Genomic DNA, 26916 nt, shown 5'->3' on the forward strand with positions numbered 1-26916 from the left:
GGGCTCCGACACTAAGGGGGGGGGTTGATAACCCCACATGGGGGGCCCCCGGCCCCCCGCCCCCCCGCCGACGAGTTCGGCCCAGAACCGGACCAGGGCGGCCGGATCGGCGCAGTCGAAGACGATTTCCTGAACGGTCGCACGCATGGGTTCAGCGTACGGAGATCACGGCCGGTGCGCCGAGGCGAAACGCTGCGCGTCCCAGCTGCCGCCCAGCGCGGGAGCCAGCCACTCGACCGCCGCCGCCCGGAAGCGTGCCGGGTCCAGCGCGCCCGCCCCCTCCGGTACGGCCCCGAGCAGCGGCGCCCCGGCCGCCTCCGGCAGATCCGCCAGATTGCAGCGCGCGGCCAGATCGGGGACGGCCGGCCAGCTGCCCACCACGACGCCCAGCTGCGCGATGCCCCGCGCCCGCAGGGCCTCGGCCGTCAGCGCGGTGGTGTTCAGCGTGCCGAGACCGGCCGGTGTCACCACCAGGACGGGGGCACCGAGCAGCCGGGCGGAGTCGGCGAGCGTGCCGCCCTCCTCGTCGAAGCGGACCAGCAGACCGCCCGCCCCCTCCACCAGCACCAGGTCGTGCGAGGCGGCCAGCTTCTCCGCCGCCTGGGCCACCTCCCGCGGTCCGACCGGCGCCATGCCCGCCCGCCGGGCGGCGGTGGCGGGCGCCAACGGCTCGGGAAAGCGCGCGAGTTCGGCCGAGGTCCCGGCCCCGGAGAGCCGCAGGACCTCGTCCGCGTCGCCGCGCTCGTGCGGAGCGAGCCCCGTCTGCGCGGGCTTGAGCACGGCCACCGAACGTCCCTGGCCGACGGCCACGGCGGCCAGGGACGCGGTCACGATCGTCTTGCCGATCTCCGTGCCCGTGCCGCTGACGACGATCACGCTCATGTGGTGTGGTTCCTCTCTCTCGTGCCGACCCGTCAACGGCCGGGCGGCCGTTGACGGGTCGAGCCGGTGTCGGGGGCGATTCAGCCCGCTGCCGCCGCCGCGCGGACGGCGGCGCAGACGCGGGCGACGTCCTCGTCGCCGGTGACGAACGGCGGCATGGTGTAGATCAGGTCGCGGAACGGGCGCAGCCACACGCCCTCCCGTACCGCCGCCTCGGTGGCCGCCGCCATGTCGACCTCGTGGTCGAGCTGGACGACCCCGATGGCGCCGAGCACCCGCACGTCCCGGACGCCGGGCAGCGCGGCGGCCTCCGCCAGCCCCTCCCGGAGCCCCGCCTCGATCCGCTTGACCTCCACCGCCCAGTCCTGCGCGAGCAGCAGGTCGATCGAGGCGCAGGCGACCGCGGAGGCCAGCGGGTTGCCCATGAACGTCGGCCCGTGCGCGAGGACCGGAACCTCGCCACGCGAGATCCCCTCGGCGACCCGGCCCGTACAGAGCGTCGCCGCCATCGACAGATAGCCGCCGGTCAGCGCCTTGCCCACGCACATCACGTCGGGGGAGACCCCGGCGTGGTCGGCGGCGAACAGCGCGCCGGTGCGGCCGAACCCGGTCGCGATCTCGTCGAAGACCAACAGCACGCCGTGCTCGTCGCACGCCTCGCGCAGCACCCGCAGATACTCCGGCGCGTGGAAGCGCATCCCGCCCGCTCCCTGCACCACCGGCTCCACGATCACCGCGGCCAGCTCCTCGGCGTGCCGGCCGATCTCCTCGCGCAGCAGCTCCGCGTACGACTCCTCGTACGCGGCGGGCGGCGTTTCCACGAAGACCTGGCGCTGCAGCACGCCCGACCACAGTTCGTGCATCCCGCCCTGGGGGTCGCACACCGACATCGGCTGCCAGGTGTCCCCGTGGTAGCCGCCGCGCCAGGTCAGCAGCCGCCGCTTGCCGGGCCTGCCCACCGAGCGCCAGTACTGCAGGCACATCTTGGCCGCCACCTCGACGGAGACCGAACCGGAGTCGCTGAGGAACACGTGCCGCAGCGGCTCGGGCGTGATCTCCACCAGCCGGGTGGCGAGCCGCACGGCCGGCTCGTGGGTGAGACCGCCGAACATGACATGGCTCATCCGGCCCAGCTGGCCCCGCACCGCCTCGTTGAGGACCGGGTGGTTGTAGCCGTGGATCGCCGACCACCACGAGGACATGCCGTCGATCAACTCCGCCCGGCCGTGCACCGGTTCGGCGAGCCGGAGCCGGACCCCGGCGGCGGACGCCACGACCAGCGGTTCCGCACGGCCCGGCATGGGGCCGTACGGGTGCCAGACGTGCGCCCGGTCCAGGGCGAGCAGTTCGCTGTTACGCATTGGGCGCGAGGTCCGTGCCGGCGCCCCGGCGGCGGACCGCCACCAGGTCCGTACGGGCGTTCGGCGCCTCGGCGGTCTCGGGCGCCGCCGCTTCCCTGGCCTCCGGCACGGGACCGCCGCACGGACCGCAGCCCCCACCCTCGGCGTGCGAGCCGCAGCCCGCCCCGGCTCCGGCCCCGGTCTCCGCGTGCGAGCCGCAGCCCGCCCCGGCTTCCGCCCCGGCCTTCGCGTGCGAGCCGCAGCCGCCCGCCGCCGCGGCGAGCGCGTCGGCCCGGTGCTCGGGAAGCGTCGTGGTGCCCGCCCCCTCCACCTCGAAGCCCGCGTCCGCGATCATGTCCAGGTCCGCCTTGCCGGCCTGGCCCTCGCTCGTCAGATAGTCACCGAGGAAGATCGAGTTCGCCAGGTGCAGCGCCAGCGGCTGCATCGAGCGCAGATGCACCTCGCGGCCGCCCGCGATCCGGACCTCCACGTCCGGGCAGACGAACCGGACCATCGCCAGGATCCGCAGACAGCGCTGCGGGGTGAGGTTCCACTCCTTGGCCAGCGGCGTGCCCTCGAACGGGATCAGGAAGTTCACCGGCACCGAGTCGGGGTCGAGCTCACGCAGCGCGTACACGACGTCGACCAGGTCCTCGTCGCTCTCGCCCATGCCCGCGATCAGACCCGAGCAGGCCGACAGGCCGGCGGCGTGCGCCTTCTGGACGGTGTCCACCCGGTCCGCGTAGGTGTGGGTGGTGGTGATCTCCTCGTACGTCCCCTCGGACGTGTTGAGGTTGTGGTTGTACGCGTCGGCGCCCGCGGCCCGCAGCCGCTCGGCCTGGCCGTCGGAGAGCAGACCGAGGCACGCGCAGACCTCGATGCCCTCGTTCTGCTCCTTGATCGCCTCGATGGTCTTGCCGACCCGGTCCACGTCCCGGTCCGTCGGTCCCCGGCCGCTCGCCACCAGGCAGACCCGCTTCGCGCCGCCCGCCACACCCGCGGCGGCGGCCTGGGACGCCTCGTCCGGCTTCAGCCAGGTGTACTTCAGGATCCCGGCCGTGGAGCCGAGCCGCTGCGAGCAGTACGAGCAGTCCTCCGGGCACAGACCGGACTTCAGATTGACCAGATAGTTCAGCTTCACCCGGCGCCCGAACCACTCACGGCGCACCTTGCCGGCCGCGGCCACCACATCGAGCAGTTCGTCGTCGGAGGTCGCCAGCACGGCGAGCGCTTCTTCACGGGTCGGCAGCTCGCGCCGCAACCCCTTGTCCACCAGGGTGTTCAGCAGGTCCATAAGGGCTGATCCTGGCCTACGGCACACCCCCCGGCCAAGGAGGAACCGAACAACAGCGCCGGTTTGAGGTGTGTGGATCGCCACACTCTGACCTCGGACGCGGCCGGTTAGGGTCTGTGCGCTGCCTACAAAAGGATCTGCCTCATGCTCAGGGACGAGGACACACGGGCCGAGGGCTCGGACGGGGGTTCGGGCACCGGCAGGCGCCGGACCGCGTTCGACTGGACGGACGCCGAGGCGCGCCGCCGCGCGGCGGCCGGTCTCGTCCGCACGCTGAGGCCCCGGGCCGCGGAGTCGGAGCTGCTCGACCTGGCGAGCAACGACTACCTCGGCCTGACCCGGCGCCCCGAGATCACCGAGGCCGCCGCGGACGCCGCCCGGCGCTGGGGCGCGGGCTCGACCGGTTCGCGGCTGGTCACCGGCACGACCCGGCTGCACGCCCGCCTCGAACGCGAACTCGCCGCGTTCTGCGGGTTCGAGGCGGCCCTCGTCTTCTCCTCCGGGTACACGGCCAATCTGGCCGCCCTCACCGCGCTGAGCGGCCGCGGCTCCCTGATCGTCTCGGACGCGGGCAACCACGCCTCGATCGTGGACGGCTGCCGGCTCTCTCGCGCGGAGACGGCCGTGGTCCCGCACCGCGACCCCGAGGCCGTACGCAAGACGCTGCACGCCCACGGCGGGCGGCGGGCCCTCGCCGTCACCGACTCGGTCTTCTCGGTGGACGGCGACAAGGCCCCGCTGGCCGAACTGGCCCGGGCCTGCCGGGACCACGGCGCCGCGCTCGTCGTCGACGACGCCCACGGCCTGGGCGTCCTCGGGACGGGCGGCCGGGGCGCCCCGCACGCCGCCGGTCTCGCCGGTGACGACGACGTCGTCGCCACCCTGACCCTCTCCAAGTCCCTCGGCAGCCAGGGCGGCGCCGTCCTCGGCCCCGCCCGGGTCATCGAGCACCTGGTCAACGCGGCCCGGACGTTCATCTTCGACACCGGGCTCGCCCCGGCCGCCGTGGGTGCCGCACTCGCGAGCCTGCGCCTGCTCCACGACGAGCCCGGGCTCGCGGAGCGCGCGAGGACGGTGGCCACCACCCTGCACCGGCTCCTCACCGACGCCGGGCTGACCGCCGTACGCCCGGACGCGGCCGTGGTCTCGGTGCGCGCCCCCTCGCCGGAGGCGGCGCTGGCGTGGGCGGCGGACTGCCGGGCGGAGGGCCTGGCGGTGGGCTGCTTCCGGCCCCCTTCGGTGCCGGACGGCATCTCCCGGCTGCGGCTCACGGCCCGCGCGGACCTCAGCGACGCCCAGATCGCCGAGGCGGTGGCGACGATCGTCCGCACCGCTCCGGGTGCTTCCTAGGCTCTGTCCGGCGGATCGAGATGGGATGCCTTAGGGGAGAGCCGCCTCAAAAAGGTTGCGCCTCGCCGGAGTTCACCGCATCGGGGGACAGATATCGGCATATCTTGGGGGATCGCCACCCATGGCGGCACGTCCGGTGGCACTCTGACGGCGAGCGCAATCCGGGGCGGGGCCCCGGTGGGAAAGGGACAGCGTCGCCATGGCAGACCATCAGGAAGCAACCGTCACTCTGCCGAGCGATCCCGCCTCGGTGTCCGCCGCCCGAAGATATGTCGACGACGTCCTCGGCGAGTGGGGACTCCCGGACGGAAGCGACACCGCCGACACCGTCCGGCTGATCGTCTCGGAACTGGCCACCAACGCCGTGCAGCACACCTTCGGCCAGTCGCCCAACTTCACCGTCGACGTCCGCCTGGAGCGCGAGGAGTGGCTGTGCGTCGGCGTCACCGACAGCCATCCGCGCCGGCCCCGGCGGCTGCCGGCGGCCGTGCAGCAGGACAACGGCCGGGGGATGGTGATCATCCGCTATCTGGCGGCCGAGGCGGGCGGCCGGCTCTCGGTCACCCCGACCGACGACGGCGGCAAGACCGTCTGGATCACCCTGCCCTGGAAGGCGTCCCTGGTCTAGGGGGCGTCTTGCCGATCATGCCGGGCTGGCGTGCGGCCCTGCTCACCGTCCCGCTCGCGGGGAGCTGAGCCGGTGCGGAGGGGGGCGGTGGCGTCACCGCGCCCCTTCGGCATCTCGTCCGCCGGATGGCGGCCCGTCAGCGGACCCGGCCGTAGTAGATCTTCGAGGACCAGATCTTGTCGAGCTTCACCCAGGAGCCGGTCTTGGGGGAGTGCCAGATCTTGTTGCCACCGGCGTAGATGCCCACGTGGTAGACCCTTCCACCGGAGTGGAAGAAGACCAGGTCGCCCCGTTGCCTGCTGGAGGCGGAGATGTGCCGGGTCTTGTTGTACTGCTGCTGCGCGGTACGGGGCAGCGACTTGCCCGCCTTCTTGTACGAGTAGAGCGTGAGCCCCGAGCAGTCGAACCTGCTCGGCCCGGTCGCTCCGTACTTGTAAGGCGATCCCTTCTTGGAGGCGGCGATGCGCAGCGCCTTGTCGGCGTGTGCGGTCGCGGCCTGGGCCTCCGGTGCGCCGCCCGGCGCCAGCAGCGTGCCGCCGACGGCGGCGAGGGTGAGAGCCGAGACGGCTCCGGCTCGGGACAGCAGGGACGGGACATGAATCTGCGCAGTCATGCGCAACCCTTCGTCAGCCGCCTGTGAAGGATGACCTGTCGGGTTCGGGCAGGCGAAGATGCCCGGCCGCGGCTGCGGCTTCACCCCGAGGAACGGCCCACCTGCTCGGTCGTCCCGTGCTGCTCGGGTCCTCCACTCCTGCCGATCCACTCCTGTCGACCAGACGTCCGGGACAGCGGCAGGACTCGGCGTCCGCCCGGACCGCCCCGCCGCGGTGGCGGGGGCTTGTCGTCGTGAGGGATCTTGACCCACACACTGGTCGAAAACCGAGCTGAAACGGCGATATGTGAGGCTCCTCACGACTGATCCATTCGAGTGGACAAGAAGGTTTCGTGATCTTCAGAGGTTTGTTCGACGAGCCCCGTACCAGGGCTGGAACAGCCGATTCCGCCAGATGTGTGCACCTGTTCTGCAACTCACCCCTCCCATAAGTCGATTCATCGACTACGCCGAACGAGGGAGGGTTTTCACGGCGCCGGTGCTCCGAGTGGACCTCGACACGACACGCGGGAATGTCAACTGGCGGGGGGCGCCGGGGAGCATCGGCTCGGTCGCCCGTGTCGACCCGCCGCATCGGCTCCGGGTGAGCGGAGCCGCTTCGGCATCGCCGCCCGCCATCGCGAGCCGGGCGCGGGCAAACCCGGCGGGCCGATGTCCACGGGGACGCAAAGCCCGAGTTAACGCGCCGGAAAAACTTCCGCCCTAACGTGCAATGTCTGACCCAGCAGCGCCGCTACGCGGCTCGACACCGTGTGGAAGATCGGTAACGTCCGCTGCTGTCCGGGAGAGCCGCCCGGTGGACGACTGTGAGGTGGAAGCGTGCAACTGACCCCGCATGAGCAGGAACGCCTGCTCATCCATGTGGCGGCGGACGTGGCCGAGAAGCGCAGGGCACGCGGGGTGAAGCTCAACCACCCCGAGTCCATCGCGTTGATCACCGCCCACATTCTGGAGGGCGCACGGGACGGCCGTACGGTCGCCGAGCTCATGGCCTCCGGCCGCAAGGTCCTCTCCCGTGAGGACGTCATGGCCGGCATCCCCGAGATGATCCACGACGTGCAGGTCGAGGCCACCTTCCCGGACGGCACCAAGCTCGTCACCGTCCACGATCCGATCGTGTGACGGGGGAGCGACGATGATTCCCGGAGAGATCCTGTACGGGGACGGCCCCGTGGCCCTCAACGAGGGCCGCCCCGTCACCCGCCTCACGGTCCTGAACGCCGCCGACCGCCCCGTCCAGGTCGGCTCCCACTACCACTTCGCCGAGGCCAATCCCGGTCTCGACTTCGACCGCGCCGCCGCGCGCGGTCTGCGGCTCCACATCGCCGCGGGCACCGCCGTGCGCTTCGAACCCGGCATCCCCGTGGAGGTCGAACTCGTACCGCTGGCGGGCCGCCGACTGGTCCCCGGCCTGCGCGGCGAGACCGCCGGCGCGCTCGACACCGAGGGGGCCGACCGTGCCTGACCTGCACCGTTCCGTCTACGCCGACCTCTTCGGCCCCACCACCGGTGACCGTATCCGGCTCGCCGACACCGACCTGCTCGTCGAGATCGAGGAGGACCGCTCGGGCGGACCCGGCCGCGCCGGCGACGAAGCCGTCTTCGGCGGCGGCAAGGTCATCCGCGAGTCCATGGGCCAGTCCCGGACGACCCGCGCCGAGGGCGCGCCCGACACCGTCGTGACCGGGGCCGTGATCATCGACCACTGGGGTGTCGTCAAGGCCGACATCGGCATCCGCGACGGCCGGATCACCGCACTCGGAAAGGCCGGCAACCCCGATACCATGGACGGCGTCCACCCCGGCCTCGTGATCGGACCGGAGACCGAGGTCATCGCCGGCAACGGCAGAATCGTCACCGCCGGAGCCGTCGACGCCCACGTCCACTTCATCTCACCGACCGTCGTCGAGCAGGCGCTCGCCACCGGCATCACCACCCTCGTCGGCGGCGGCACGGGCCCGGCCGAAGGAACCAAGGCGACCACCGTCACCCCCGGCCCCTGGCATCTCGCCCGGATGTTCGAGGCGCTGGACACGTTCCCCGTCAACATCGGGCTGCTCGGCAAGGGCAACACCATGTCGCGGGAGGCCATGCACTCGCAGCTCCGGGGCGGCGCGCTCGGCTTCAAGATCCACGAGGACTGGGGGGCCACCCCGGCCGTGATCGACGCCTGCCTCGGTGTCTGCGACGAGACCGGTGCCCAGCTCGCCATCCACACCGACACCCTGAACGAGGCGGGCTTCGTCGGCGACACCCTCGCCGCCATCGCGGGCCGCACCATCCACGCGTACCACACCGAAGGCGCGGGCGGGGGGCACGCGCCCGACATCATCACCGTCGTCTCCGAGCCGTACGTGCTGCCCAGCTCGACCAACCCGACCCGGCCGCACACCCTCAACACCGTCGAGGAGCACCTCGACATGCTGATGGTCTGCCACCACCTCAACCCGGCCGTCCCCGAGGACCTCGCCTTCGCCGAGTCCCGTATCCGGCCCTCGACCATCGCCGCCGAGGACATCCTCCACGACCTCGGCGCCATCTCGATCATCTCCTCCGACTCCCAGGCCATGGGACGCGTCGGCGAGGTCATCATGCGCACCTGGCAGACCGCGCACGTGATGAAGAAGCGCCGGGGCGCGCTGCCCGGAGACGGCCGCGCCGACAACCACCGCGCCCGCCGCTACGTCGCCAAGTACACGATCAACCCGGCCGTCGCCCAGGGGATGGACCACCTGATCGGCTCGGTCGAGCCCGGCAAGCTCGCCGACCTGGTGCTCTGGGAGCCGGCGTTCTTCGGTGTGAAGCCGCTGGCCGTGCTCAAGGGCGGCCAGATCGCGTACGCCCAGATGGGCGACGCCAACGCCTCCATCCCCACCCCTCAGCCGGTCATGCCCCGCCCGATGTTCGGAGCGCTCGGCAAGGCGGCCGTCACCGGGTCGGTCAACTTCACCGCGCAGGCGGCGATCGAGGACGACCTGCCCCAACGGCTCGGGGTGGGAAAGGAGTTCGTGGCGATCGGCAGCACCCGCCGGGTCACCAAGGCGGACATGCGGGAGAACGACGCCCTGCCCCGGGTCGAGGTCGACGCCGACACCTTCACGGTGACGATCGACGGCGAGCCGGTCGAGCCCGCGCCCGCCGCGGAACTGCCCCTCGCCCAGCGCTACTTCCTCTTCTGATGGCGACGAGCGACCGCGCGGCCCTTCTCGTGCTCGCCGACGGGCGGTTCCCCGCCGGCGGACACGCCCACTCCGGCGGCGCCGAGGCAGCCGTCAGGGCCGGCCGGATCACCGACGCGGCCGGCCTCGCCGCGTTCTGCCGGGGTCGCCTCCACACCACCGGCCTCACCTCGGCGGCCCTCGCCGCCGCGGCCGCGCTCGGCCTCGACCCGCACGACCTCGACGCGGCCGCCGACGCCCGCACGCCCTCGCCGGCCCTGCGGGCCGCCGCCCGCAGACTCGGCCGGCAGATGATGAGAGCGGCCAGGGCCACCTGGCCCAGCCCCGAGCTCGACGCGCTCGCCGCCGCGTTCCCGCGCGGCGCCCACCAGCCCGTCGTCCTCGGCGCCACCGCCCGCGCCGCCGGGCTCGGCCCCGAGGACGCCGCGCACTGCGTCGCGTACGAGACGGTCAGCGGCCCCGCCACGGCGGTCGTGCGCCTCCTCGGCCTCGACCCCTTCCAGGCCACCGCCGTCCTCGCCCGCCTCACCCCCGACCTGGACCGGGTCGCCGAGCGCGCCGCGGCCGCCGCCCGGCAGGGCGTCGACGCCCTGCCCGCCGCCTCCGCACCGCTGCTCGACATCACCGCCGAGCAGCACGCGGCCTGGCCCGTCCGCCTCTTCGCCTCGTAACCCGCAAGGAGCCGCCCCATGCACCTCGACCACGCCCACGACGCGCCGTCCGCCCTCTCCGCCGACGCACGCCGCCCCGACGGCACCCGGCGCGCCCTGCGCGTCGGCCTCGGCGGACCCGTCGGCTCCGGCAAGACCGCGACCGTCGCCGCGCTGTGCCGCGCCCTGCGCGACCAGCTCTCCCTCGCCGTCGTCACCAACGACATCTACACCCGCGAGGACGCCGAATTCCTCCTCCGCAACGCCGTCCTGCCGCCCGAGCGCATCCAGGCGGTCGAGACCGGCGCCTGCCCGCACACCGCCATCCGCGACGACATCTCCGCCAACCTCGAAGCCGTCGAAGAACTGGAGGACTCGGTCGGCCCGCTCGACCTGATCCTCGTCGAGTCCGGCGGGGACAACCTCACCGCCACCTTCTCCAAGGGCCTGGTCGACGCCCAGATCTTCGTCATCGACGTGGCGGGCGGCGACGACATCCCGCGCAAGGGCGGCCCCGGCGTCACCACCGCCGACCTCCTCGTCATCAACAAGACCGACCTCGCCCCCTACGTCGGCTCCGATCTGGAGCGGATGGCCCGCGACGCCAAGGAGCAGCGCGGCGATCTGCCCGTCGCCTTCACCTCCCTCACCACCGAGAACGGCGTCGCCCCCGTCGTCGGCTGGCTGCGCGCCCAGCTCGCGGCCTGGGCCGCATGAGCCTGCGCGCCACCGCCCGGATCGCCGCCGACGCCGCAGGCCGCCTGCCGGTCCTGGAGAGCGACGGCCCCCTCGCCGTTCGCCGCACCCGCGCCACCGGCACGTACACCCGGGTCACCGTCGTCGGCGCGATGAGCGCGCCGCTCGGCGGCGACCGGCTGGCGATCGAGGCGGACGTACGCGACAGGGCACGGCTGCTGGTCGACTCGGCCGCCGCGACCGTGGCCCTGCCGGGCCGCGCCGCCCGACCCGCCACGTACGACGTACGGCTCACCGTCGGGGAGGGCGCCGTGCTGCGCTGGCTACCCGAGCAGCTGATCTCCGCCGACGGATCCGACCTGCGGATGCGTACGACGGTCGAACTCGCCGCCACGGCACGGCTCGTGCTCCGCGAGGAACAGGTCCTCGGCCGTCACGGCGAGGAGACCGGCACGCTCACCACCCGCCTCACCGTCCGCCGTGCCGGACGGCCCCTGCTCGACCAGGAACTGGCGTACGGGCCGGGCGCCCCCGACGGGTGGGACGGCGGCGCGGTCCTCGCCGGTCACCGCGCCGCCGGCCAACTCCTCGTCGTCGACCCGGCGTTCGAGGAGAAGCCGGTCGAGGCCCGGCTGCTCGCCGAGAACGCCGTCCTCGCCCCGCTGGCCGGCCCGGCGGCCCTCGTCACCGCCGTCGCCCCGGACGCGCTGGGGCTGCGCCGCGCCCTCGACGAGGCCCTGCGGGAACTCGCCCCGTTCTGAGAGCGCCGCCCCACGGGACCCGGAGGGGCGGCCGCCCCCCCCGGTTACCCGCGTGCGGCGAGCCAGGCGTCCTCCGCCGCGTAGTCGAAGAAGTCCACCCCGTACTTCGCCAGGCCCGGGAACACCTCCCGCCACGCGCCGGCCGAGGCCCGCCCGGCCAGCCACTCGACCGTCGCCGGCAGGGATTCCGTGTACGACACGACCGGCCGGTACCCCAACTCCCGCTCCGCCGCCGTCATGTCGTAGACGATCGGATGGTTCCCGCTCCACGGGGTCAGCCCGACCGTCCCCCTCGGCGGTTCCCCGTCGATCAGCACGGTCTCGCTCTCCACCCCCATGACCGCGTCGATCGCCGCGCCGATCTCCGCCACCGTCGGCGCCTCGGGGTCGGCCCCGTTGAGCACCCGGCTGCCCGGGTTCGCCGCCGCGAGGCGGGTCAGCTCCGCGAGATTGTCGACGTGCACCGGATGGAACCGCGACGCGCCGCCGTACGCGAGGGGGCGCACCCGCCTACCGTCGAGCACCCGCTTGACGAACCACAGCTCGCGCGGGCCGGGGCAGTACCGGCCATGGATGGCGCCGGCCCGCAGCACCGTCGTCGGCAGGGCGTCACCCGCCGCCAGCAACTCCCGCTCCAGCGCGACCTTCCGCGTCCCGTACGACCCGTCGCCCGGCGCGACCGTCCGCCACCTCTCCGGGGTCGGCACCGGAAAGGCGGGGAAGCCGTCCGGCTCGTCCTGGGTGTCGAAGCTGCGGCCCTTGTCGTCCTCGTAGACCGCCCCGCTGGAGATCACCACCGCCGAACCGATCCGGTCGGCGAGCCCGGTCAACTGCCGTCCGTGGCCCCGGTGGTAGGCGACGATGTCCACGAGGACGTCGACTCCGTCACCGAGCGCGGCGGCGAGCGCGCCCTCCGCGTTGCGGTCGACCGACACCGACCGCACCTCCGCCGGCCACTCCTCGTCCCGGCCGCCGCCGCGCGAGGCCGCCGTCACCTCCCAGCCGTCTTCGGCGAGCGCCCGCACGGCCGCCCGCCCCACCTGTCCTGTCGCTCCCAGTACCAGTGCGCTTCCCTTTGTCATGGGCGTGACGCTACGGCGGCTCCGCACGCCGGGCCAGACGCTTTCGCCCTGCGCGGATCCGCCGTCAGCGTCCTCGCCGCGGGAACTTCCGCACCGCCTTGGAAGTCTCCGCCTCCGCCTTCACCTTGGCCGCGTAGTCGTCGACGTACTCCTGACCCGACAGCGCCAGGATCTCGTACATGATCTCGTCCGTGACCGCGCGGACCGCCGCCTTCTCGCCCTCCATCCCGGCGTACCGCGAGAAGTCCAGCGGCGCCCCGAACCGGATGGTGACCCGCTTGACCTTCGGTACCACCCTCCCCGGCGGCTGGATCTCGAAGGTGCCCACCATGGCGCACGGGATCACCGGCACGCCGGCCGTGATCGCCATGACCGCGACGCCGACCTTGCCCTTGTACAGCCGTCCGTCGTGCGACCGGGTCCCCTCGGGATAGATGCCGAGCAGCTCGCCCTTGGACAGCACGCCGAGTCCCTCGCGGATCGCGGCCTGCCCGGCCTCCTTGCCGGAGCGGTCGACCGGGATCTGCCCGGCGCTGCGGAAGAACGCGGCGGTCAGCCGGCCCTTGAGCCCCGGACCGGTGAAGTACTCCTGCTTGGCGAGAAAGGTGATCCGCCGCTTGAGGACGACCGGCATCAGGAAATGGTCGGAGAACGACAGATGGTTCCCGGCGATGATCGCCGCGCCCTCCTCCGGAACGTGCTCAAGGCCCTCGATGCGCGGCCGGAACAGCAGCCGCAGCAGCGGCCCGAGCAGGACGTACTTCAGTACCTGGTAGAACACGGCGTCCCCGTCCGTTCTTCGAGTCTGTGGGCTTCTTCGACACCACCACTGGAGCGATCGTGGTCCACACTGGAGACGGAGAGAAGGACCCATGGCTGCCGCGCGCCGACGGATACGGCCCGGCGCAGCCGTCACCGCCGTGCTGTGTGCGGTGATGACCGCCGGGTTGTACGGCTGCGCCGACCCGGCCCCGCCCGGGCCCGTCCCGACCCCCGCCCCCACCACGCCGCCCCAGCAACAGCGCTCGCCCTTCACCGGGCTCCCCGCCCGCCCGGGCCCGGTCCTCGCCGTGAAGATCGACAACGTCGCGCCGGCCCGGCCGCACACCGGCCTCGGCGCGGCCGATCTGGTCTACGTCGAGCAGGTCGAGGCCGGGCAGACCCGCCTCCTGGCCGTCTACTCCGGGGAGCTCCCCGAGCGGATCGGGCCCGTGCGCAGCGCCCGCGAGTCCGACATCGAGCTGCTGCGCCAGTTCGGCCGGCCCGCGCTCGCCTACTCCGGCTCGCACTCCGGCCTGAAACCGATGCTCAGGGACGCCCCGCTGTACCCGCTGCCGCCCGAGGCCGCCGACGACGCCTATGTACGCGACCGGGGCCGCGCCGCCCCGCACAACCTGTATCTGCTGCCCAGCCGGGTGCTGGAGGCGGCCCCGAAGGCGGAGCCGGCCAAGGACGTCGGCTTCCGCTTCGGTCCCGCCCCCGCGGGCGGCGAGCCGGTCAACGAGCACACGGTGCGCTTCCCGGCGGCCCGGTACACCTTCACCTGGTCCGCCGGCGAGCGGGGCTGGCGGGTGGCGATGGACGGCGCCCCCGCCCGTACCACCGACGGCGGCCCCCTCCAGGCGACCACCGTCGTCGTCCAGCACGTCACGGTCCGGCCCTCGAAGTTCAGCGACTTCCTGGGCAGCGTCTCGCCGTACACCGAGACCGTCGGCACCGGTACCGCGGTCGTCCTGCGCGACGGGCGCGCCCACGAGGCCCGCTGGAGCCGCCCGACCGCCGAGTCCGGCACCGCCTTCACCACCCCCGCCGGCGCCCCGCTGAACTTCGCGCCCGGCCGGACCTGGTTCGTCCTCGCCCCGAACGGATAGCGGCGGACCGGCCGGGTATCCGCGAGGGCACCAGCAGGGAGGAGGCCGGCCATGGGCGCCGACATGTGGGGATACCCCGAAACCTCCGGACATGTGCCCGGAACGCGGCTGATCGGCTACACCGTGGAGGCGACCGACGGCTCCATCGGGAAGATCGACGAGCACACCGAGGACGTCGGACGGTCGTACGTCGTCGTCGACACCGGACCGTGGATCCTCGGCCGGCGCGTACTGCTGCCCGCAGGCCTGGTCGGCAGGGTCGACACCGAGCACCGCGCGGTCCACGTCTCCTGCACCAAGAAAGAGGTCAAGGAGTCGCCGCCCTTCGAGGCCGGACAGCACGCGGACGACAGCGCCTCCCTCAGGCTGATCGAGCACTACTACGCGAACCGCCACATGTGAGCGGACCGCCGCTGCCGCCTCCGGCCCGGCGCCCCTCAGGGCTGCGGACCCGGCCTGCTCCGCCCGCGCCGCGGGCTCGTGGAGGCGGCGCTGTCCGCCGCCGCCATGCCGATCGTGACCACGCCGAGCACCAGCCAGCCGAACCAGAGCCAGCCGCTGCTGCCGAGCGCCACGGTGTACGCCGTCGTCAGCACCAGGGCCGCGACGGTGATCACGCTCATCGCCTTCGTGGGACCGGACATGGGTCCGCCCTCCTCATGACGGGGCCGTCCCGCTCATCGTGACCCCTGGGACGTGCGGAGCGCTAGACGGCGGGCCCGCCGGGCCGGGCGACTCAGGTCAGCGGCTTCGGCCGCGGATCATCGACATCAGCAGCCCGTGGGTCCGCGCGTCGGCGGCGGCCACGAGCCCGCGGCCCTCGCCGACCGGGGCGCCGTCGACCCCGGTGACGACGCAACCGGCGGCCCGGCACACGGCGATGCCGGCGGCGAAGTGCACGCTGCCGGAGAGGTCGCCGCCATCGGTGACGTACGCGGCGCGCTTGCCGGCGGCGACCCAGGCCAGCGCCAGGCTCGTGGACACGACCCGGGGCCGGAAACGTCCGGCGAACTCGGGGTGGGCCAGGAGATCCACGGCCCGGAACCCGGGCGCGCTCGGGAACGGCGGATCCAGGTTGACGTCCACCAGTCGGGTGGCGGGCGAGGGCGTCAGCGGGGCGTCGTCGGCCCCCTCGTGCCGCACCCAGGCGGTCTTTCCGTCGGTGCAGAACACCTCACCGCCGAACGGGTCGGCCACCGCCGCCGCGCCGTCGCGCAGCGCCACGTTGACGGCCACCAGCATGTTGCCGACCGCGTAGTTCAGCGTGCCGCACAGGGGGTCCACCAGCCACTGGCGCACAGCGTCGGCGGCACCCTGCCGCCCGCCCTCCTCGCCGAGGACCGCGTCATCCGGCCGTGCGGCACGGATGACCTCGAGGATCGCCTTCTCGGCTTCCACATCGGCGGCGGTGGCGAAGTCTCCGGCACCCTTGTCGATGCGGGTGAGCCGCCGGCCGTACATGGCGCGGACCACGTCGGCGCCGGCACGTGCCCCGGCTATCGCGACGTCGGCGTCGCCGGAACCTGTGGATGAGTTGATCATGCCGTGCAGACTATGGCGACGCCACCGATCCGGGAACCCCTACTGCCGGCGGGTCCCCAGGGAGGCGAGGTAGGCGTTGTACGCCTCCAGCTCCTTGTCGCCGTCGCGGTCGGCCGCCCGGTCCTTGCGGACGGCCTGGCGCTGCTCGGAGTGGTACCACTGGTACACCAGCGCGATCAGCACCAGGACGGACGGGATCTCGCTGAACGCCCAGGCGATGCCGCCCGCCGCGTTCTGGTCGGCGAGCGCGTCGATGCCCAGGGAGGCGGGCGGGTTCGCGTACGCCTTGATCATCGGCTCGCTCGCCATCATCAGGGCGATGCCGAAGAAGGCGTGGAACGGCATGCCGGCGAACAGCTCCAGCATCCGCATCACATAGCCGGGGCGGTGCGGCCCCGGGTCGATGCCCATGATCGGCCAGAAGAACACCAGACCGACGGCGAGGAAGTGCACCATCATCACGATGTGCCCCACCGTCGACCCCATCAGGGTGTCGAAGAGCGGCGTGAAGTAGAAGCCGTACAGGCTCGCGATGAACAGCGGGATCGTGAAGGCCGGGTGCGTGATGATCCGCATGTAGCGGCTGTGCAGCAGCATCAGCAGCACCTCGCGCGGCCCCTTGCTGCCCCGGGCCGCGACGGGCAGGGCCCGCAGCGCCAACGTCACCGGAGCCCCGAGCAGCAGCAGGATGGGGGAGAGCATCGAGACGACCATGTGCTGCACCATGTGCACGCTGAACATGACCATGCCGTAGTCGTTGAGCTTGGTGCACATCATCAGCGCCACGCTCAGCACGCCGAGCGTGAAGAACACCGTCCGGCCGGCCGGCCACGCGTCGCCGCGCCGCCGCAGCCGCGCCACGCCCCAGCCGTACAGCGCGAGCGCCACGGCGCAGCTGATGAGGAAGAAGGGGTTCGCCGAGAACTCCAGCCCCCGTCCCAGCGTGAACGGCGGCAGATCCATGGTCATGCCGTGCCCGCTGTGATCCATCCGTGTACTCCTGGAGCCCGATTCGCGCTTGTTGTCCGCACCAGACTAGAACCGCCCCCGTTCGCGGATGCGACCGGGGGCGGTTCGTCACGTGCGGGCGGGTCTCAGAGCACGCACTCGGCCTCGGCGTACCGCTCGGCCGGGACCGTCTTGAGGGTCTCCACGGCCTGGGCCAGCGGGACCATGGTGATCTCCGTGCCGCGCAGCGCGGTCAGCATGCCGAACTCGCCGCGGTGCGCCGCCTCCACCGCGTGCCAGCCGAACCGGGTGGCGAGGACCCGGTCGTACGCGGTCGGCGTGCCACCGCGCTGGACGTGACCGAGGATCACCGGGCGGGCCTCCTTGCCGAGGCGGCGCTCCAGCTCGACGGAGAGCTGGTTGGCGACCCCGGTGAAGCGCTCGTGGCCGTACTGGTCCTTGGCGCCGACCTGGAAGCTCATCGAGCCCTCGCGCGGCTTGGCGCCCTCGGCGACCACCACGATCGCGAAGCGCTTGCCCGCCTCGAAGCGCTCGCCCACCCGGGCGGTCAGCTCGTCGATGTCGAAGGGGCGCTCGGGCACGACGATGGCGTGCGCGCCCGCCGCCATGCCGGAGTGGAGGGCGATCCAGCCGGTGTGCCGGCCCATGACCTCGACGATCAGTACCCGCTGGTGGGACTCGGCGGTGGTCTTGAGCCGGTCGAGCGCCTCGGTGGCCACGCCGACGGCGGTGTCGAAGCCGAAGGTGACATCGGTCGAGGAGATGTCGTTGTCGATGGTCTTCGGCACGCCCACGATCGGCAGGCCGGCCTCGGAGAGGAGGTGGGCCGCCTTGAGCGTGCCCTCGCCGCCGATCGGGATGATCGCGTCGAGACCCAGCTCGGCGACATGACCCCGGGCGCGCTCGACACCGTCGACCAGGTGCGCGGGCTGGACCCGGGAGGAGCCGAGGATGGTGCCGCCACGGGCGAGGATGCCGCCCACCGCGTCGAGGTCGAGCTTGCGGTAGTCGGCCTCCAGGAGACCCTTCCAGCCGTCGTGGAAGCCGATGACCTCGTCGCCGTGGTCGACGACGGCGCGGTGCACGACGGAACGGATGACGGCGTTCAGACCGGGGCAGTCGCCGCCGGAGGTGAGCACACCAATGCGCATAGCCCGAAATACCTTTGCAACGTGGGCCGACTCCCGGACCACGTCGTCCGGTTGGATCCCCGCCACCCTATCGGTGCGCGATGGCGGGGCCGAACCCGATGTCCGCGTATTGGACACCGTCTTTACTTACGAATCCCATGGGCGTAGGCGTGCTCAGACGTGCACTCCGCCGGACGGTCAGGCGGGCTGCGTCGCGGCGGCGATGCGCTCGGCGCGCAGCGCCTCGTACCACCGGTCGTCGGTCGGCGGCAGCGCGTTCACGTCGAGGGCCAGCTTCAGGAGCAGGTCCGCGATCTGCGGGTTGCGGGCCATGACCGGGCCGTGCATGTACGTACCGAAGACGGTGTCGTTGTACGCGCCCTCCGTGCCGTCGCCCGTGCCGTTGCCCTTGCCGAAGACCGTGCGGGCGAACGGGCGGGCGGTGGGGCCGAGGTGGGTGATGCCCTGGTGGTTCTCGAACCCGGTGAGCTGGGGGAGGCCCAGCCGCGGGTCGATGTCCGCGAGGACGTCGCCGACGCACCGCTCGCCCTCGCCGCGCGTGGAGATCACGTCGATCAGACCGAGGCCGGGCTCGCGCTCGCCGAGGTCGTTGATGAACTCGTGGCCCAGGATCTGGTAGCCGGCGCAGACCGAGAAGATGATCGCGCCGTTGGACGCGGCACGCTCCAGGCCGCCGTCGCGGCGCAGCCGCTCGGCCGCGAGCCGCTGGGGCCGGTCCTCACCGCCGCCGATCAGATAGATGTCGCCGGAGGTCGGCACCGGCTGGTCGCTGCGGACGTCGACGCGCTGGACGTCCAGACCGCGCTGGCGGGCGCGGCGCTCGACGACGAGGGCGTTGCCCTGGTCACCGTAGGTGCTGAGCAGGTCGGGGTAGACCCAGACCAGCCGCAGGCTGCTCTCACTCATGCTGCAAGTCCTCTTCGGGTCAGTTGCCGACGCGGCGGCGGACGTCCTGGAAGGCGGTGTAGTTGGCGATCAGCTCGATCTGTCCGGGCGGGGACAGCTGCACGGCCTCGTCGATCGTCTCGCACACCCGGAAGTCCACGCCGGCGACCTCGAGGCGGACCGCCAGGTCCAGCTTGCGGTCGCCGATGACCATGATCGGGTGACCGGCCAGCCGGCCGTAGTCGACGTCCCACAGCCAGGAGGTGTCCGTGCCGTCGGCGCCGCGGGCGTTGACCGAGAGGATCACCGGGGTCGGCGGCTGGTCGATGAGGGAGAACGTCTCGAGCCACCCGGCCGGGTTCTTCGCGAGCAGCAGCCGCAGCTCGCGCCCCTGGAAGGTGACCACGTCGTAGCGGCCGGCCACGGCCTGCACCTGGTACATGCGCTCCAGGGCCACCTGCGGCGGCACCCCGAACACGGCGGCGACCGCGGCCGAGGTGGCGGCGTTGGCCTTGTTGGCGCGGCCGGGCAGCTGGAGGTGGATCGGCCAGGCGGAACCGTGCGGGTCGAGGACGTGGTCGCCGTTGAGCGCCCAACTCGGGGCGGGGCGGCGGAAACCGCACTCGCCGCAGAACCAGTCGTCGCCCGGACGCTGCATCACACCGCCGCAGGAGGGGCACGACCAGGCGTCGTCCTTCCACTCCTGGCCGGCGGCGACCCACACGACGTTGGGGGAGGAGGAGGCGGCCCACACGATCAGCGGGTCGTCGGCGTTGGCGATGACCACGGCCTTGGTGCCGGAGAGCCCCTCGCGCCACTTCTCGGCGAGCATCCGGGTCTCGGCGGCGCGGTCGAGCTGGTCCCGGGAGAGGTTGAGGAGCGCGATCGCCTTGGGAGTGGTGTCCCGGGCGACTCCGGCGAGGTACTTCTCGTCGACCTCGATCACGCCGTACTTGGCGTCGGAGCCGCCGGCCAGCGCCGAGGTGATGCCGGCGGGCATGTTGGCGCCGAGAGCGTTGGAGACCACCGGGCCGCTGGCCCGCAGCGCCTCGGCGATCAGCCGGGTGGTGGTGGTCTTGCCGTTGGTCGCCGACACGAGGACGACGTCCAGATGCTGCGCGAGCCGCCCCAGCAGATCGGGGTCGAGCTTGAGCGCCACCCGCCCGCCGATCACCGATCCGCTGCCGCGTCCCGCCGCCCGCGACACCGCGGCGGCGGCCTTGCCCGCCGTCACGGCCAGCTTGGCGCGCGGCGACAGCGGCTCTGGATTACCGGGGTGTCCTGACATCGTTCTTGTTCCTCCTTGCGTCGGTCCGGGCTCAGCCTATCGAGATCCGGCCAGCGCCCCGAACCGCGGCACCACCGGGACCCTTGCCGAAACAGCGAGGTCACAGCGGACCGTACCCTTACGCCCATGCGAAACCGGCCGATCCCCGGCAGTTCCGGCCACGTCCGAGCCATGACCCTGCTCGGCGACCCGGTGCTGCACACCCCCTGCGAACCCGTCACCGACTTCGGCCCGGGGCTGGCCCGGTTGGTGGAGGACATGTTCGCCACGATGTACGCGGCGAACGGCGTCGGTCTCGCGGCGAACCAGGTGGGTGTGGGCCTGCGGGTCTTCGTCTACGACTGCCCGGACGACGAGGACGTCCGCCACCTCGGACACCTGGTCAACCCGCGCCTGGTGGAGGCGGACGGGGACGTGGTCCGCGGCCCGGAGGGCTGCCTCTCCCTGCCGGGTCTGGAGGCGCCGACGCCCCGCTTCGACCGCGCGGTCGTCGAGGGCGTCCGGCTGGACGGCACCCCCGCGCGCGTCGAGGGCACGGGGTTCTTCGCCCGCTGTCTCCAGCACGAGTGCGACCACCTGGAGGGCGGTGTCTACGCGGACCGCGTCACGGGGTGGCGCAGGTCACGCCTGATGCGGGCGATCCGCAAGGAGCCGTGGGGGAGCTGAGCCGTCCGGGCGTCGCCGCCGGTCCCGGCCCGCCGCTGGACACCCGGCCGGCAGGCGTGGGCGCGGGGGCGATCGTCAGAAGACCGGGCCGCCCGCGCGGTCGCTCGCGTCCGCGAGCCGGCCCCACAGCAGGTCTGCCAGGCTCCGGACCAACTCCGCCCGGGAGCAGGGCCGTTCACCCAGCCACCAGTCACCGGCCGCGTGCATCATGCCGACGATCCCGTGCCCCCAGATCCGCGCCTGCGCCTCGCCGCCCGGGCCGAGGTCGATCCGCTCGGCGATGACCTGGCCGAGCTCCTCGCCCATGCGGCGCAGCAGCGGCGCCGAGTGGCGGCCCACGTCGAAGCCCTGCTCCGCCTGCTGGGTCTCCTCCGCCGGGTGCATCAGGAAGCGGTAGACCTGGGGCATCGCCTCGATCGAGGCGAGGTAGGTGTCGAGCGTCGACTCGACCCTCGCACGCCGGTCGGCCGGAGCGTCCAGCGCCGCCCGCAGCGCGGCGAGCAGCGCGTCGGTGTGCCGGGTCGCCAGGGCCCGGTAGAGCCCGCCCTTGTCGCCGAAGTGCCGGTAGAGGATCGGCTTGGTGATGCCCGCCTCCGCCGCGATCGCGTTCATCGAGGCCTTGGGGCCGTCCCGGAGCACCACCCGGTCCGCCGCCTCCAGCAGTTCACGGCGCCGTTGATCGGCCGGCTTCTGCTGGTCGGTGGTCCGGTGTGTGGTCTCCATAGCGTGTCTCCCCGCCCGTGCGAATTCCGTGAGGCTGTCGCAACGTAACACCCGACCCGCCCTCGATGCGGTGCGGGCCGAAGCGCTCCGCCGCAGGTTGACAGGGCCTACTTGCGAGTAAAGACTGCTGTTACCGTAAGTAACGTAATGCTGGGAGGGAACATGGCCGAGTTCACGCTCGATCTCAACGACGACCAGAAGCAGGTCCGTGACTGGCTGCACGGATTCGCCGAGGACGTCATGCGCCCCGCGGCCGCCGAATGGGACGAGCGTGAGGAGACTCCCTGGCCGATCATCCAGGAAGCCGCCAAGATCGGCATCTACTCCCTCGACTTCTACGCCCAGCAGTTCTTCGACCCCACCGGTCTCGGCATCCCGATGGCGATGGAGGAGCTGTTCTGGGGCGACGCCGGCATCGCCCTGTCGATCGTCGGCACGGGCCTCGCCGCCGTCGGCGTCCTCGCCAACGGCACCGAGGAGCAGATCGGCACCTGGATCCCGCAGATGTACGGGGACGCCGACGACGTCAAGGTCGCCGCCTTCTGCTCCTCCGAGCCCGACGCCGGCTCCGACGTCGCCTCGATGCGCACCCGGGCCGTCTACGACGAGGCCAAGGACGAGTGGGTCCTCAACGGCACCAAGACCTGGGCCACCAACGGCGGTATCGCCAACGTCCACGTCGTGGTCGCCGCCGTCGACCCCGGGCTCGGCTCCAAGGGCCACGCCTCCTTCATCGTGCCGCCGGCCACCCCCGGCCTCTCCCAGGGGCAGAAGTTCCGGAAGCACGGCATCCGCGCCTCGCACACCGCCGAGGTCGTCCTGGAGGACGTCCGCGTCCCCGGGCACTGCCTGCTCGGCGGCAAGGAGAAGCTCGACGAGCGACTCGCCCGCGCCCGCGAGAAGGCGAAGAGCGGGGACCGGGTCAAGAACGCGGCCATGGCCACCTTCGAGGCGTCCCGCCCCGCGGTCGGCGCCATGGCCGTCGGCACCGCCCGCGCCGCCTACGAGGTCGCCCTCGACTACGCCCGAACCCGGGAGCAGTTCGGCCGCCCGATCATCGACAACCAGGGCGTCGCCTTCCAACTCTCCGACATGCGCACCCAGATCGACGCGGCCCGGCTGCTCGTCTGGCGCGCCTCCTGGATGGCGACCACCGGCAAGCCGTTCACCTCGGCCGAGGGGTCGATGTCCAAGCTGTACGCGAGCGAGGTCGCCAAGAAGGTCACCGCCCAGGCCATCCAGATCCTCGGCGGCAACGGCTACACCCGCGAGTACCCGGTGGAGCGCATGCACCGCGACGCGGCGATCTACACCATCTTCGAGGGCACCAGCGAGATCCAGCGCCTGGTGATCGCCCGGACCCTGTCGGGCATGCCGATCCGCTGACCCGGGCGGGCCGCCCAGGCTCCTTTGGCGGGCTGGGCCGCGAACGCGGCGGCATGCGCCATGACGGGCCCGGCGGAGTCGAGTCGGGGGCGCATCTGTTGAGAAGCCGCGTGTTGAGGCCGGTCGTGCTGATCCTGCTGTCGGCCTTGGGGGCGCCGGCGGCCCAGGCTCCTGCCCGCGCGGCGGGGGCCGCTGACGATCGGGCCGACGGACCGGATCCGGCCGGGTGTCCGCCCGCCTCTTCCGCCAGGTCAGATTGGGCGGAAGAATGCCAGGACCGGTGACCACCCAGGGGGCAACGTACGCATGGCAACCACCACCGAGGTACCAGGGCCCGCGGGACTTCCCCTGCTCGGCTCGATGTTCGATCTCAGGAACGACTCGCTCGGCACCTTCCTGGCCGCCCAGCGCGAACACGGCGACGTCGTCCGCATCACCGCGGGCCCGCCCGGCGTACGCGCCACCGTCTACGGCGTCTTCTCCGCCGAAGGCGTCCAGCAGGTCCTGGCCACCGATTCGGCCAACTTCCGCAAGGACAACGCCTTCTACCAGGAGCTCCGCGAGTCCTTCGGCAATGGCCTGCTGACCAGCCAGGACGACGACTACCTCCGCCAGCGGCGCCTCGTCCAGCCCCTCTTCACCCGCCGCCGCGTCGACAGCTACGCCGAGGCCGTCGCCGCCGAGGTCAGGGCCGTCGTCGGCGGATGGGCCACCGCGTCGGACGCCACCGTCGACGTCCTCGACGAGATGACCCGGCTCGCCCTGCGGGCCGTCTCCAGGATCCTCTTCGGCACGGACGTCGACGCGGCCGTGGAGATCGTGGAGCGGGCCTTCCCGGTGATGAACGACTACGTCTTCCGCCGCGGCTTCTCGCCCCTCAACCTCCCCCGCGACTGGCCCACCCCGGGCAACCGCCGCGCCGCCGTCGCCCACGAAGAGCTGTACGCGGTCTGCGACCGGATCATCGCCGAGCGCCGGGCGGCCGGTACGGCCGAGGGCGGGCAGGACCTGCTGACCCTGCTCGCCGAGGCCGAGAGCGCCGAGGACGGCAGCTTCGACGCCTCCGAACTGCGCGAGCAGGTCCTCGTCTTCCTGCTCGCCGGACACGAGACGACCGCGACCTCCCTCGGCTTCGCGCTGCATCTCCTGGCCCGCCACCCCGAGGAGCAGAAGCGGGCCCACGAGGAGGTCGACCGCGTCCTGACCGGCCGCACCCCGGGAGCGGCCGACCTCGAAGCCCTGCCCTATCTCACCCAGGTGCTCAAGGAGACCATGCGGCTCTTCCCGGCCGCGCCCGCCGTCGGCCGCCGCGCCGTCGCGGCCACCGAGATCGGGGGCCACACCGTTCCGGCGGGCGCCGACGTGATCGTCTCCTCCTGGGTCACCCACCGGCACCCGGCGTACTGGGAGGACCCGGACCGCTTCGATCCCGAGCGCTTCACACCCGAGGCCGAGGCGGCCCGCCCCCGCTACGCCTGGTTCCCCTTCGGCGGCGGCCCGCGCGCCTGCATCGGCCAGCACTTCTCGATGCTGGAGTCGGTGATCGCCCTCGCGATGATCCTCCAGGAGTACGCACTGGAGGCGGTCGACACCGAGGTTCCGGTCACCTCCGCGATCACCCTCCGGGCGACCGGCCCGGCCCGCGTCCGGCTGCGCGCCCGTACCGCCTAGCGGGCGGTGGGCCGGGCCCGGACAGGCGCCACGGGACGGCGTTCGGGCCCGGCCACTGCCCAGGGGACGGCGGGGCGGGTCGCGATCAGCACGGTCGCGTACCACTCCTCCGACGTGACCACCCGTGGCGTCAGGCCGTGCCCGGAGACCGCCTCGACGGCGGGGGCGGCCTGGCGCTCGCTCGTCTCGACGAGGAGATGCCCGCCCGGCGCCAGCCAGTCGGCGGCCTCGGCCGCCACCCGGCGCAGGACGTCGAGTCCGTCCGCGCCGCCGTCGAGCGCCACCAGCGGCTCGTGCTCGCGCGCCTCGGCCGGCAGCAGGCCGACCTCCTCGGTCGGTACGTACGGCACATTGGCGACCAGCACGTCGACCCGCCCCCGCAGCCCGCCCGGCAGCGCGGCGAACAGGTCGCCCTCGTGGACCCGGCCGCCGCGCGGTTCGATATTGCGCCGCGCGCAGCGCACGGCCGCTGGTTCGATGTCGGAGGCGTACACCTCGGCACCCTCCACGGCCGAGAGCAGCACGGCCCCGGCCGCGCCGGATCCGCAGCACAGATCGACGCACACGGCACCCGGCCGGGCCAGGGCCACCGCCCGCCCGACGAGGAACTCCGTACGCCGCCGGGGGACGAACACCCCCGGCTCGACGGCTATCCGCAGCCCCGAGAACTCGGCCCAGCCCACCACGTGCTCCAGCGGCAGGCCCGCCGCGCGCCGGGCGACCATCGAGTCCAGCTCGCCGGGACCGGCCGCGGCGGCGAGCAACACGTCCGCCTCCTCCTCGGCGAACACACAGCCCGCCGCGCGCAGCCGGGCGACGACACTCGCGTCAGGCAAGCTGCGCCTCGATCGCCGAGAGGACCTCGGGGGAGTCCGGCTCGGTGCGCGGGCGGAACCGGGTCACCCGGCCGTCGCGGCCGATCAGGAACTTCTCGAAGTTCCACTGCACGTCCCCGGCCTCGCCGTCCGCGTCCGCGACCTTCGTCAGCTCGACGTACAGCGGGTGCCGACCGTCGCCGTTCACGTCCGTCTTCTCCAGGAGCGGGAACGTCACGCCGTACGTCGCCGAGCAGAACGTCTGGATCTCGTCCGCGCTGCCGGGCTCCTGGCCGGCGAACTGGTTGCACGGCACACCGAGCACGGTGAGACCGCGCTCCCCGTACTCCTTCTGCAACCGCTCCAGGCCGGCGTACTGCGGCGTCAGACCGCACTTCGAGGCCACGTTCACGACCAGGACGGCCTGGTCGCGGTAGTCGGCCAGCGAGATCGGGTCACCGGACAGCGTCCGCAGGGGGATGTCGTACAGACTCATGGGGAGCTCCTCGTCGAGACTAGGGTGCGATCACAACATGAGTGACGAACCGCTGGCAATCGACATCGATCCCACCCCGCGCAACCTGACTCCGAGCTTGCGGTACCTGGTGCCGCATCAGCCAACGTTCGCCCTGTAGTGCCTTAGATCGCGGATGGCACAGGTCTCGACGAATGCGGTGTCTGAAAACCGCCAGCATGCTCGCGGTCGGTCGGGCGAGAATCCGCTCATGATCGCTGAAACGCGGGGAATCCGCATCCGGCATCGCGGGCATGAACCGCAGGTCCATCCCACCGCCTACGTCGCCCCGACGGCCACGCTGGTCGGTGATGTCCGCGTGGGGCCGAGGGCACGGGTGATGTACGGTGCGGTGCTCGATGCCGAGGGGTCTCGGATCGAGGTCGGGGAGGCGGCGGTGATCTGCGAGAACGCGGTGCTGCGCGGGTCCGCGGTCGCTGGCGACCAGCCGGTGCTCGTCGGCGACCACGTCTTCGTGGGGCCGCATGCCACGCTGCTGGGCTGCGAGGTCGGCAGGTGCGTCTATGTGGCGACCACGGCGACGGTCCTGCAGTGCGCACGGTTGGGGGCCGGCGCGGTTGTCGCTGTCGGCGCGCTCGTCCATGCGCGCACCGTTCTGCCGGACGAGTACTTCGTGCCGCCGCACACCGTGGCGCTTGACGCGCCGGTGCGGCTGCTGGCCCCTGGTGATCCGGGCTTGGCCGAGGCCGTCGGCCGGGTGGGCTTCGCGCAGGTGGCGTTCGGTGTCGACGCGGAGTGGACCGACCGGATCAGCCGGTACGAGCAGATCGCGGAGGTGCGCGTCGCCGAGTTCGGCACACACGCGGACGATGAGGTTCTGGATCTCGGCTAGGGCCTCTCGTTCGGATCATGCCGGGCTCGCCGGCTCTGGCACCGCGCCTCGCCGCGTTGTCGTCGGTCGCCAACGCTCCGCGTTGACTCCCTCCTCCGCCTTGCGAT

The 26916-nt window shown here is 72.5% G+C and carries 30 protein-coding genes and 1 riboswitch; of the genes, 14 read left to right on the plus strand and 16 right to left on the minus strand.

Annotated features, from left to right (window positions below; translation table 11 throughout):
- The 4 genes from ACWDX6_RS29395 to bioB form a co-directional block, all read right to left on the minus strand.
- The coding region (locus tag ACWDX6_RS29395) for a VOC family protein (RefSeq protein ID WP_451487938.1) at positions 1-147 on the minus strand (147 nt) is incomplete at its 3' end.
- A gap of 18 nt (positions 148-165) precedes the next feature.
- Positions 166-882, minus strand: coding sequence for a dethiobiotin synthase (bioD, locus tag ACWDX6_RS29400; protein WP_451487914.1), 717 nt, complete (start codon positions 880-882; stop codon positions 166-168).
- A gap of 80 nt (positions 883-962) precedes the next feature.
- Positions 963-2243, minus strand: a complete 1281-nt coding sequence (locus tag ACWDX6_RS29405; protein ID WP_451487915.1) for an adenosylmethionine--8-amino-7-oxononanoate transaminase — start codon at positions 2241-2243, stop codon at positions 963-965.
- The gene (gene bioB / locus ACWDX6_RS29410) at positions 2236-3516 is read right to left on the minus strand and encodes a biotin synthase BioB (protein ID WP_451487916.1); all 1281 of its coding nucleotides are present in this window, start codon (positions 3514-3516) and stop codon (positions 2236-2238) included. The genes ACWDX6_RS29405 and bioB overlap by 8 nt, the downstream gene beginning before the upstream one ends.
- A gap of 144 nt (positions 3517-3660) precedes the next feature.
- Here bioB and ACWDX6_RS29415 point away from each other — a divergent pair, with 144 nt between their 5' ends.
- Both ACWDX6_RS29415 and ACWDX6_RS29420 read left to right on the plus strand, forming a co-directional pair.
- A complete protein-coding gene (locus ACWDX6_RS29415) occupies positions 3661-4866 on the plus strand; it encodes an 8-amino-7-oxononanoate synthase (protein WP_451487917.1) in 1206 nt (401 codons plus the stop codon).
- 199 nt (positions 4867-5065) lie between these two features.
- Positions 5066-5494 carry an ATP-binding protein gene (locus tag ACWDX6_RS29420; RefSeq protein WP_451487918.1) on the plus strand — a complete coding sequence of 143 codons (429 nt, stop codon included), beginning with the start codon at positions 5066-5068 and terminating at the stop codon, positions 5492-5494.
- Between the two features lie 136 nt (positions 5495-5630).
- Here the strand turns inward: ACWDX6_RS29420 and ACWDX6_RS29425 are convergent, their stop codons facing one another.
- A complete protein-coding gene (locus ACWDX6_RS29425) occupies positions 5631-6107 on the minus strand; it encodes a C40 family peptidase (RefSeq protein ID WP_451487919.1) in 477 nt (158 codons plus the stop codon).
- Between the two features lie 3 nt (positions 6108-6110).
- A riboswitch (cyclic di-AMP (ydaO/yuaA leader) is annotated at positions 6111-6283 on the minus strand.
- A 643-nt stretch (positions 6284-6926) separates the two neighbouring features.
- Here ACWDX6_RS29425 and ACWDX6_RS29430 point away from each other — a divergent pair.
- From ACWDX6_RS29430 to ACWDX6_RS29455, 6 genes are read left to right on the plus strand one after another with little or no spacing between them, the layout of a single operon-like run.
- A complete protein-coding gene (locus tag ACWDX6_RS29430; protein ID WP_403291940.1) occupies positions 6927-7229 on the plus strand; it encodes an urease subunit gamma in 303 nt (100 codons plus the stop codon).
- A gap of 13 nt (positions 7230-7242) precedes the next feature.
- A complete protein-coding gene (locus tag ACWDX6_RS29435) occupies positions 7243-7572 on the plus strand; it encodes an urease subunit beta (protein ID WP_451487920.1) in 330 nt (109 codons plus the stop codon).
- Positions 7565-9286, plus strand: a complete 1722-nt coding sequence (locus ACWDX6_RS29440) for an urease subunit alpha (protein WP_451487921.1) — start codon at positions 7565-7567, stop codon at positions 9284-9286. Before ACWDX6_RS29435 ends, ACWDX6_RS29440 begins: the two co-directional genes overlap by 8 nt.
- On the plus strand, positions 9286-9957 hold the full coding sequence (locus ACWDX6_RS29445; protein WP_451487922.1) for an urease accessory protein UreF: 672 nt from the start codon (positions 9286-9288) through the stop codon (positions 9955-9957). Before ACWDX6_RS29440 ends, ACWDX6_RS29445 begins: the two co-directional genes overlap by 1 nt.
- Positions 9958-9975: 18 nt before the next feature.
- Positions 9976-10653 carry an urease accessory protein UreG gene (ureG, locus tag ACWDX6_RS29450; protein WP_451487923.1) on the plus strand — a complete coding sequence of 226 codons (678 nt, stop codon included), beginning with the start codon at positions 9976-9978 and terminating at the stop codon, positions 10651-10653.
- Positions 10650-11393, plus strand: coding sequence for an urease accessory protein UreD (locus tag ACWDX6_RS29455; RefSeq protein ID WP_451487924.1), 744 nt, complete (start codon positions 10650-10652; stop codon positions 11391-11393). The genes ureG and ACWDX6_RS29455 overlap by 4 nt, the downstream gene beginning before the upstream one ends.
- A gap of 44 nt (positions 11394-11437) precedes the next feature.
- Here ACWDX6_RS29455 and ACWDX6_RS29460 read toward each other — a convergent pair whose 3' ends face one another.
- The gene (locus tag ACWDX6_RS29460) at positions 11438-12475 is read right to left on the minus strand and encodes an NAD-dependent epimerase/dehydratase family protein (protein WP_451487925.1); all 1038 of its coding nucleotides are present in this window, start codon (positions 12473-12475) and stop codon (positions 11438-11440) included.
- Positions 12476-12539: 64 nt separating this feature from the next.
- Entirely contained in the window at positions 12540-13256 is a 717-nt protein-coding gene (locus ACWDX6_RS29465) for a lysophospholipid acyltransferase family protein (RefSeq protein ID WP_451487926.1), read from the minus strand.
- 91 nt (positions 13257-13347) lie between these two features.
- Between ACWDX6_RS29465 and ACWDX6_RS29470 the strand changes: the two genes are divergently transcribed.
- Positions 13348-14346 carry a DUF3048 domain-containing protein gene (locus ACWDX6_RS29470; protein WP_451487927.1) on the plus strand — a complete coding sequence of 333 codons (999 nt, stop codon included), beginning with the start codon at positions 13348-13350 and terminating at the stop codon, positions 14344-14346.
- 51 nt (positions 14347-14397) lie between these two features.
- Positions 14398-14748, plus strand: a complete 351-nt coding sequence (locus ACWDX6_RS29475) for a PRC-barrel domain-containing protein (protein ID WP_451487928.1) — start codon at positions 14398-14400, stop codon at positions 14746-14748.
- 35 nt (positions 14749-14783) lie between these two features.
- Here ACWDX6_RS29475 and ACWDX6_RS29480 read toward each other — a convergent pair whose 3' ends face one another.
- The 6 genes from ACWDX6_RS29480 to ACWDX6_RS29505 all read right to left on the minus strand — a co-directional run bounded on the left by ACWDX6_RS29480 (position 14784) and on the right by ACWDX6_RS29505 (position 20181).
- A complete protein-coding gene (locus tag ACWDX6_RS29480; protein WP_451487939.1) occupies positions 14784-14990 on the minus strand; it encodes a hypothetical protein in 207 nt (68 codons plus the stop codon).
- Positions 14991-15087: 97 nt separating this feature from the next.
- Complete coding sequence (locus tag ACWDX6_RS29485; protein ID WP_451487929.1) at positions 15088-15888, minus strand: inositol monophosphatase family protein; 801 nt, start codon at positions 15886-15888, stop codon at positions 15088-15090.
- 39 nt (positions 15889-15927) lie between these two features.
- Entirely contained in the window at positions 15928-16878 is a 951-nt protein-coding gene (locus ACWDX6_RS29490) for a cytochrome c oxidase assembly protein (RefSeq protein ID WP_451487930.1), read from the minus strand.
- Between the two features lie 104 nt (positions 16879-16982).
- Complete coding sequence (locus tag ACWDX6_RS29495; RefSeq protein ID WP_403291961.1) at positions 16983-18008, minus strand: 6-phosphofructokinase; 1026 nt, start codon at positions 18006-18008, stop codon at positions 16983-16985.
- A gap of 177 nt (positions 18009-18185) precedes the next feature.
- On the minus strand, positions 18186-18914 hold the full coding sequence (locus ACWDX6_RS29500; RefSeq protein WP_356886556.1) for a type 1 glutamine amidotransferase: 729 nt from the start codon (positions 18912-18914) through the stop codon (positions 18186-18188).
- 19 nt (positions 18915-18933) lie between these two features.
- A complete protein-coding gene (locus ACWDX6_RS29505; protein WP_403291963.1) occupies positions 18934-20181 on the minus strand; it encodes a Mur ligase family protein in 1248 nt (415 codons plus the stop codon).
- Positions 20182-20307: 126 nt separating this feature from the next.
- Between ACWDX6_RS29505 and def the strand changes: the two genes are divergently transcribed.
- A complete protein-coding gene (def, locus tag ACWDX6_RS29510) occupies positions 20308-20847 on the plus strand; it encodes a peptide deformylase (RefSeq protein WP_451487931.1) in 540 nt (179 codons plus the stop codon).
- A 75-nt stretch (positions 20848-20922) separates the two neighbouring features.
- Here the strand turns inward: def and ACWDX6_RS29515 are convergent, their stop codons facing one another.
- Entirely contained in the window at positions 20923-21570 is a 648-nt protein-coding gene (locus tag ACWDX6_RS29515) for a TetR family transcriptional regulator (protein ID WP_451487932.1), read from the minus strand.
- Between the two features lie 162 nt (positions 21571-21732).
- On the opposite strand from ACWDX6_RS29515, the gene ACWDX6_RS29520 reads away from it, so the two are divergent.
- Both ACWDX6_RS29520 and ACWDX6_RS29525 read left to right on the plus strand, forming a co-directional pair.
- On the plus strand, positions 21733-22956 hold the full coding sequence (locus tag ACWDX6_RS29520) for an acyl-CoA dehydrogenase family protein (RefSeq protein ID WP_451487933.1): 1224 nt from the start codon (positions 21733-21735) through the stop codon (positions 22954-22956).
- 306 nt (positions 22957-23262) lie between these two features.
- Positions 23263-24627, plus strand: coding sequence for a cytochrome P450 (locus ACWDX6_RS29525; RefSeq protein WP_451487934.1), 1365 nt, complete (start codon positions 23263-23265; stop codon positions 24625-24627).
- Here ACWDX6_RS29525 and ACWDX6_RS29530 read toward each other — a convergent pair.
- Together ACWDX6_RS29530 and ACWDX6_RS29535 are read right to left on the minus strand one after the other, a co-directional pair.
- Positions 24624-25463, minus strand: a complete 840-nt coding sequence (locus tag ACWDX6_RS29530) for a putative protein N(5)-glutamine methyltransferase (RefSeq protein WP_451487935.1) — start codon at positions 25461-25463, stop codon at positions 24624-24626. The genes ACWDX6_RS29525 and ACWDX6_RS29530 overlap by 4 nt on opposite strands.
- Positions 25456-25938, minus strand: coding sequence for a glutathione peroxidase (locus tag ACWDX6_RS29535; protein WP_451487936.1), 483 nt, complete (start codon positions 25936-25938; stop codon positions 25456-25458). Before ACWDX6_RS29535 ends, ACWDX6_RS29530 begins: the two co-directional genes overlap by 8 nt.
- Positions 25939-26167: 229 nt before the next feature.
- On the opposite strand from ACWDX6_RS29535, the gene ACWDX6_RS29540 reads away from it, so the two are divergent.
- Entirely contained in the window at positions 26168-26809 is a 642-nt protein-coding gene (locus tag ACWDX6_RS29540) for a gamma carbonic anhydrase family protein (RefSeq protein WP_451487937.1), read from the plus strand.
- Positions 26810-26916 lie beyond the last annotated feature (107 nt).

Source organism: Streptomyces sp. NPDC003027, from assembly GCF_053591435.1.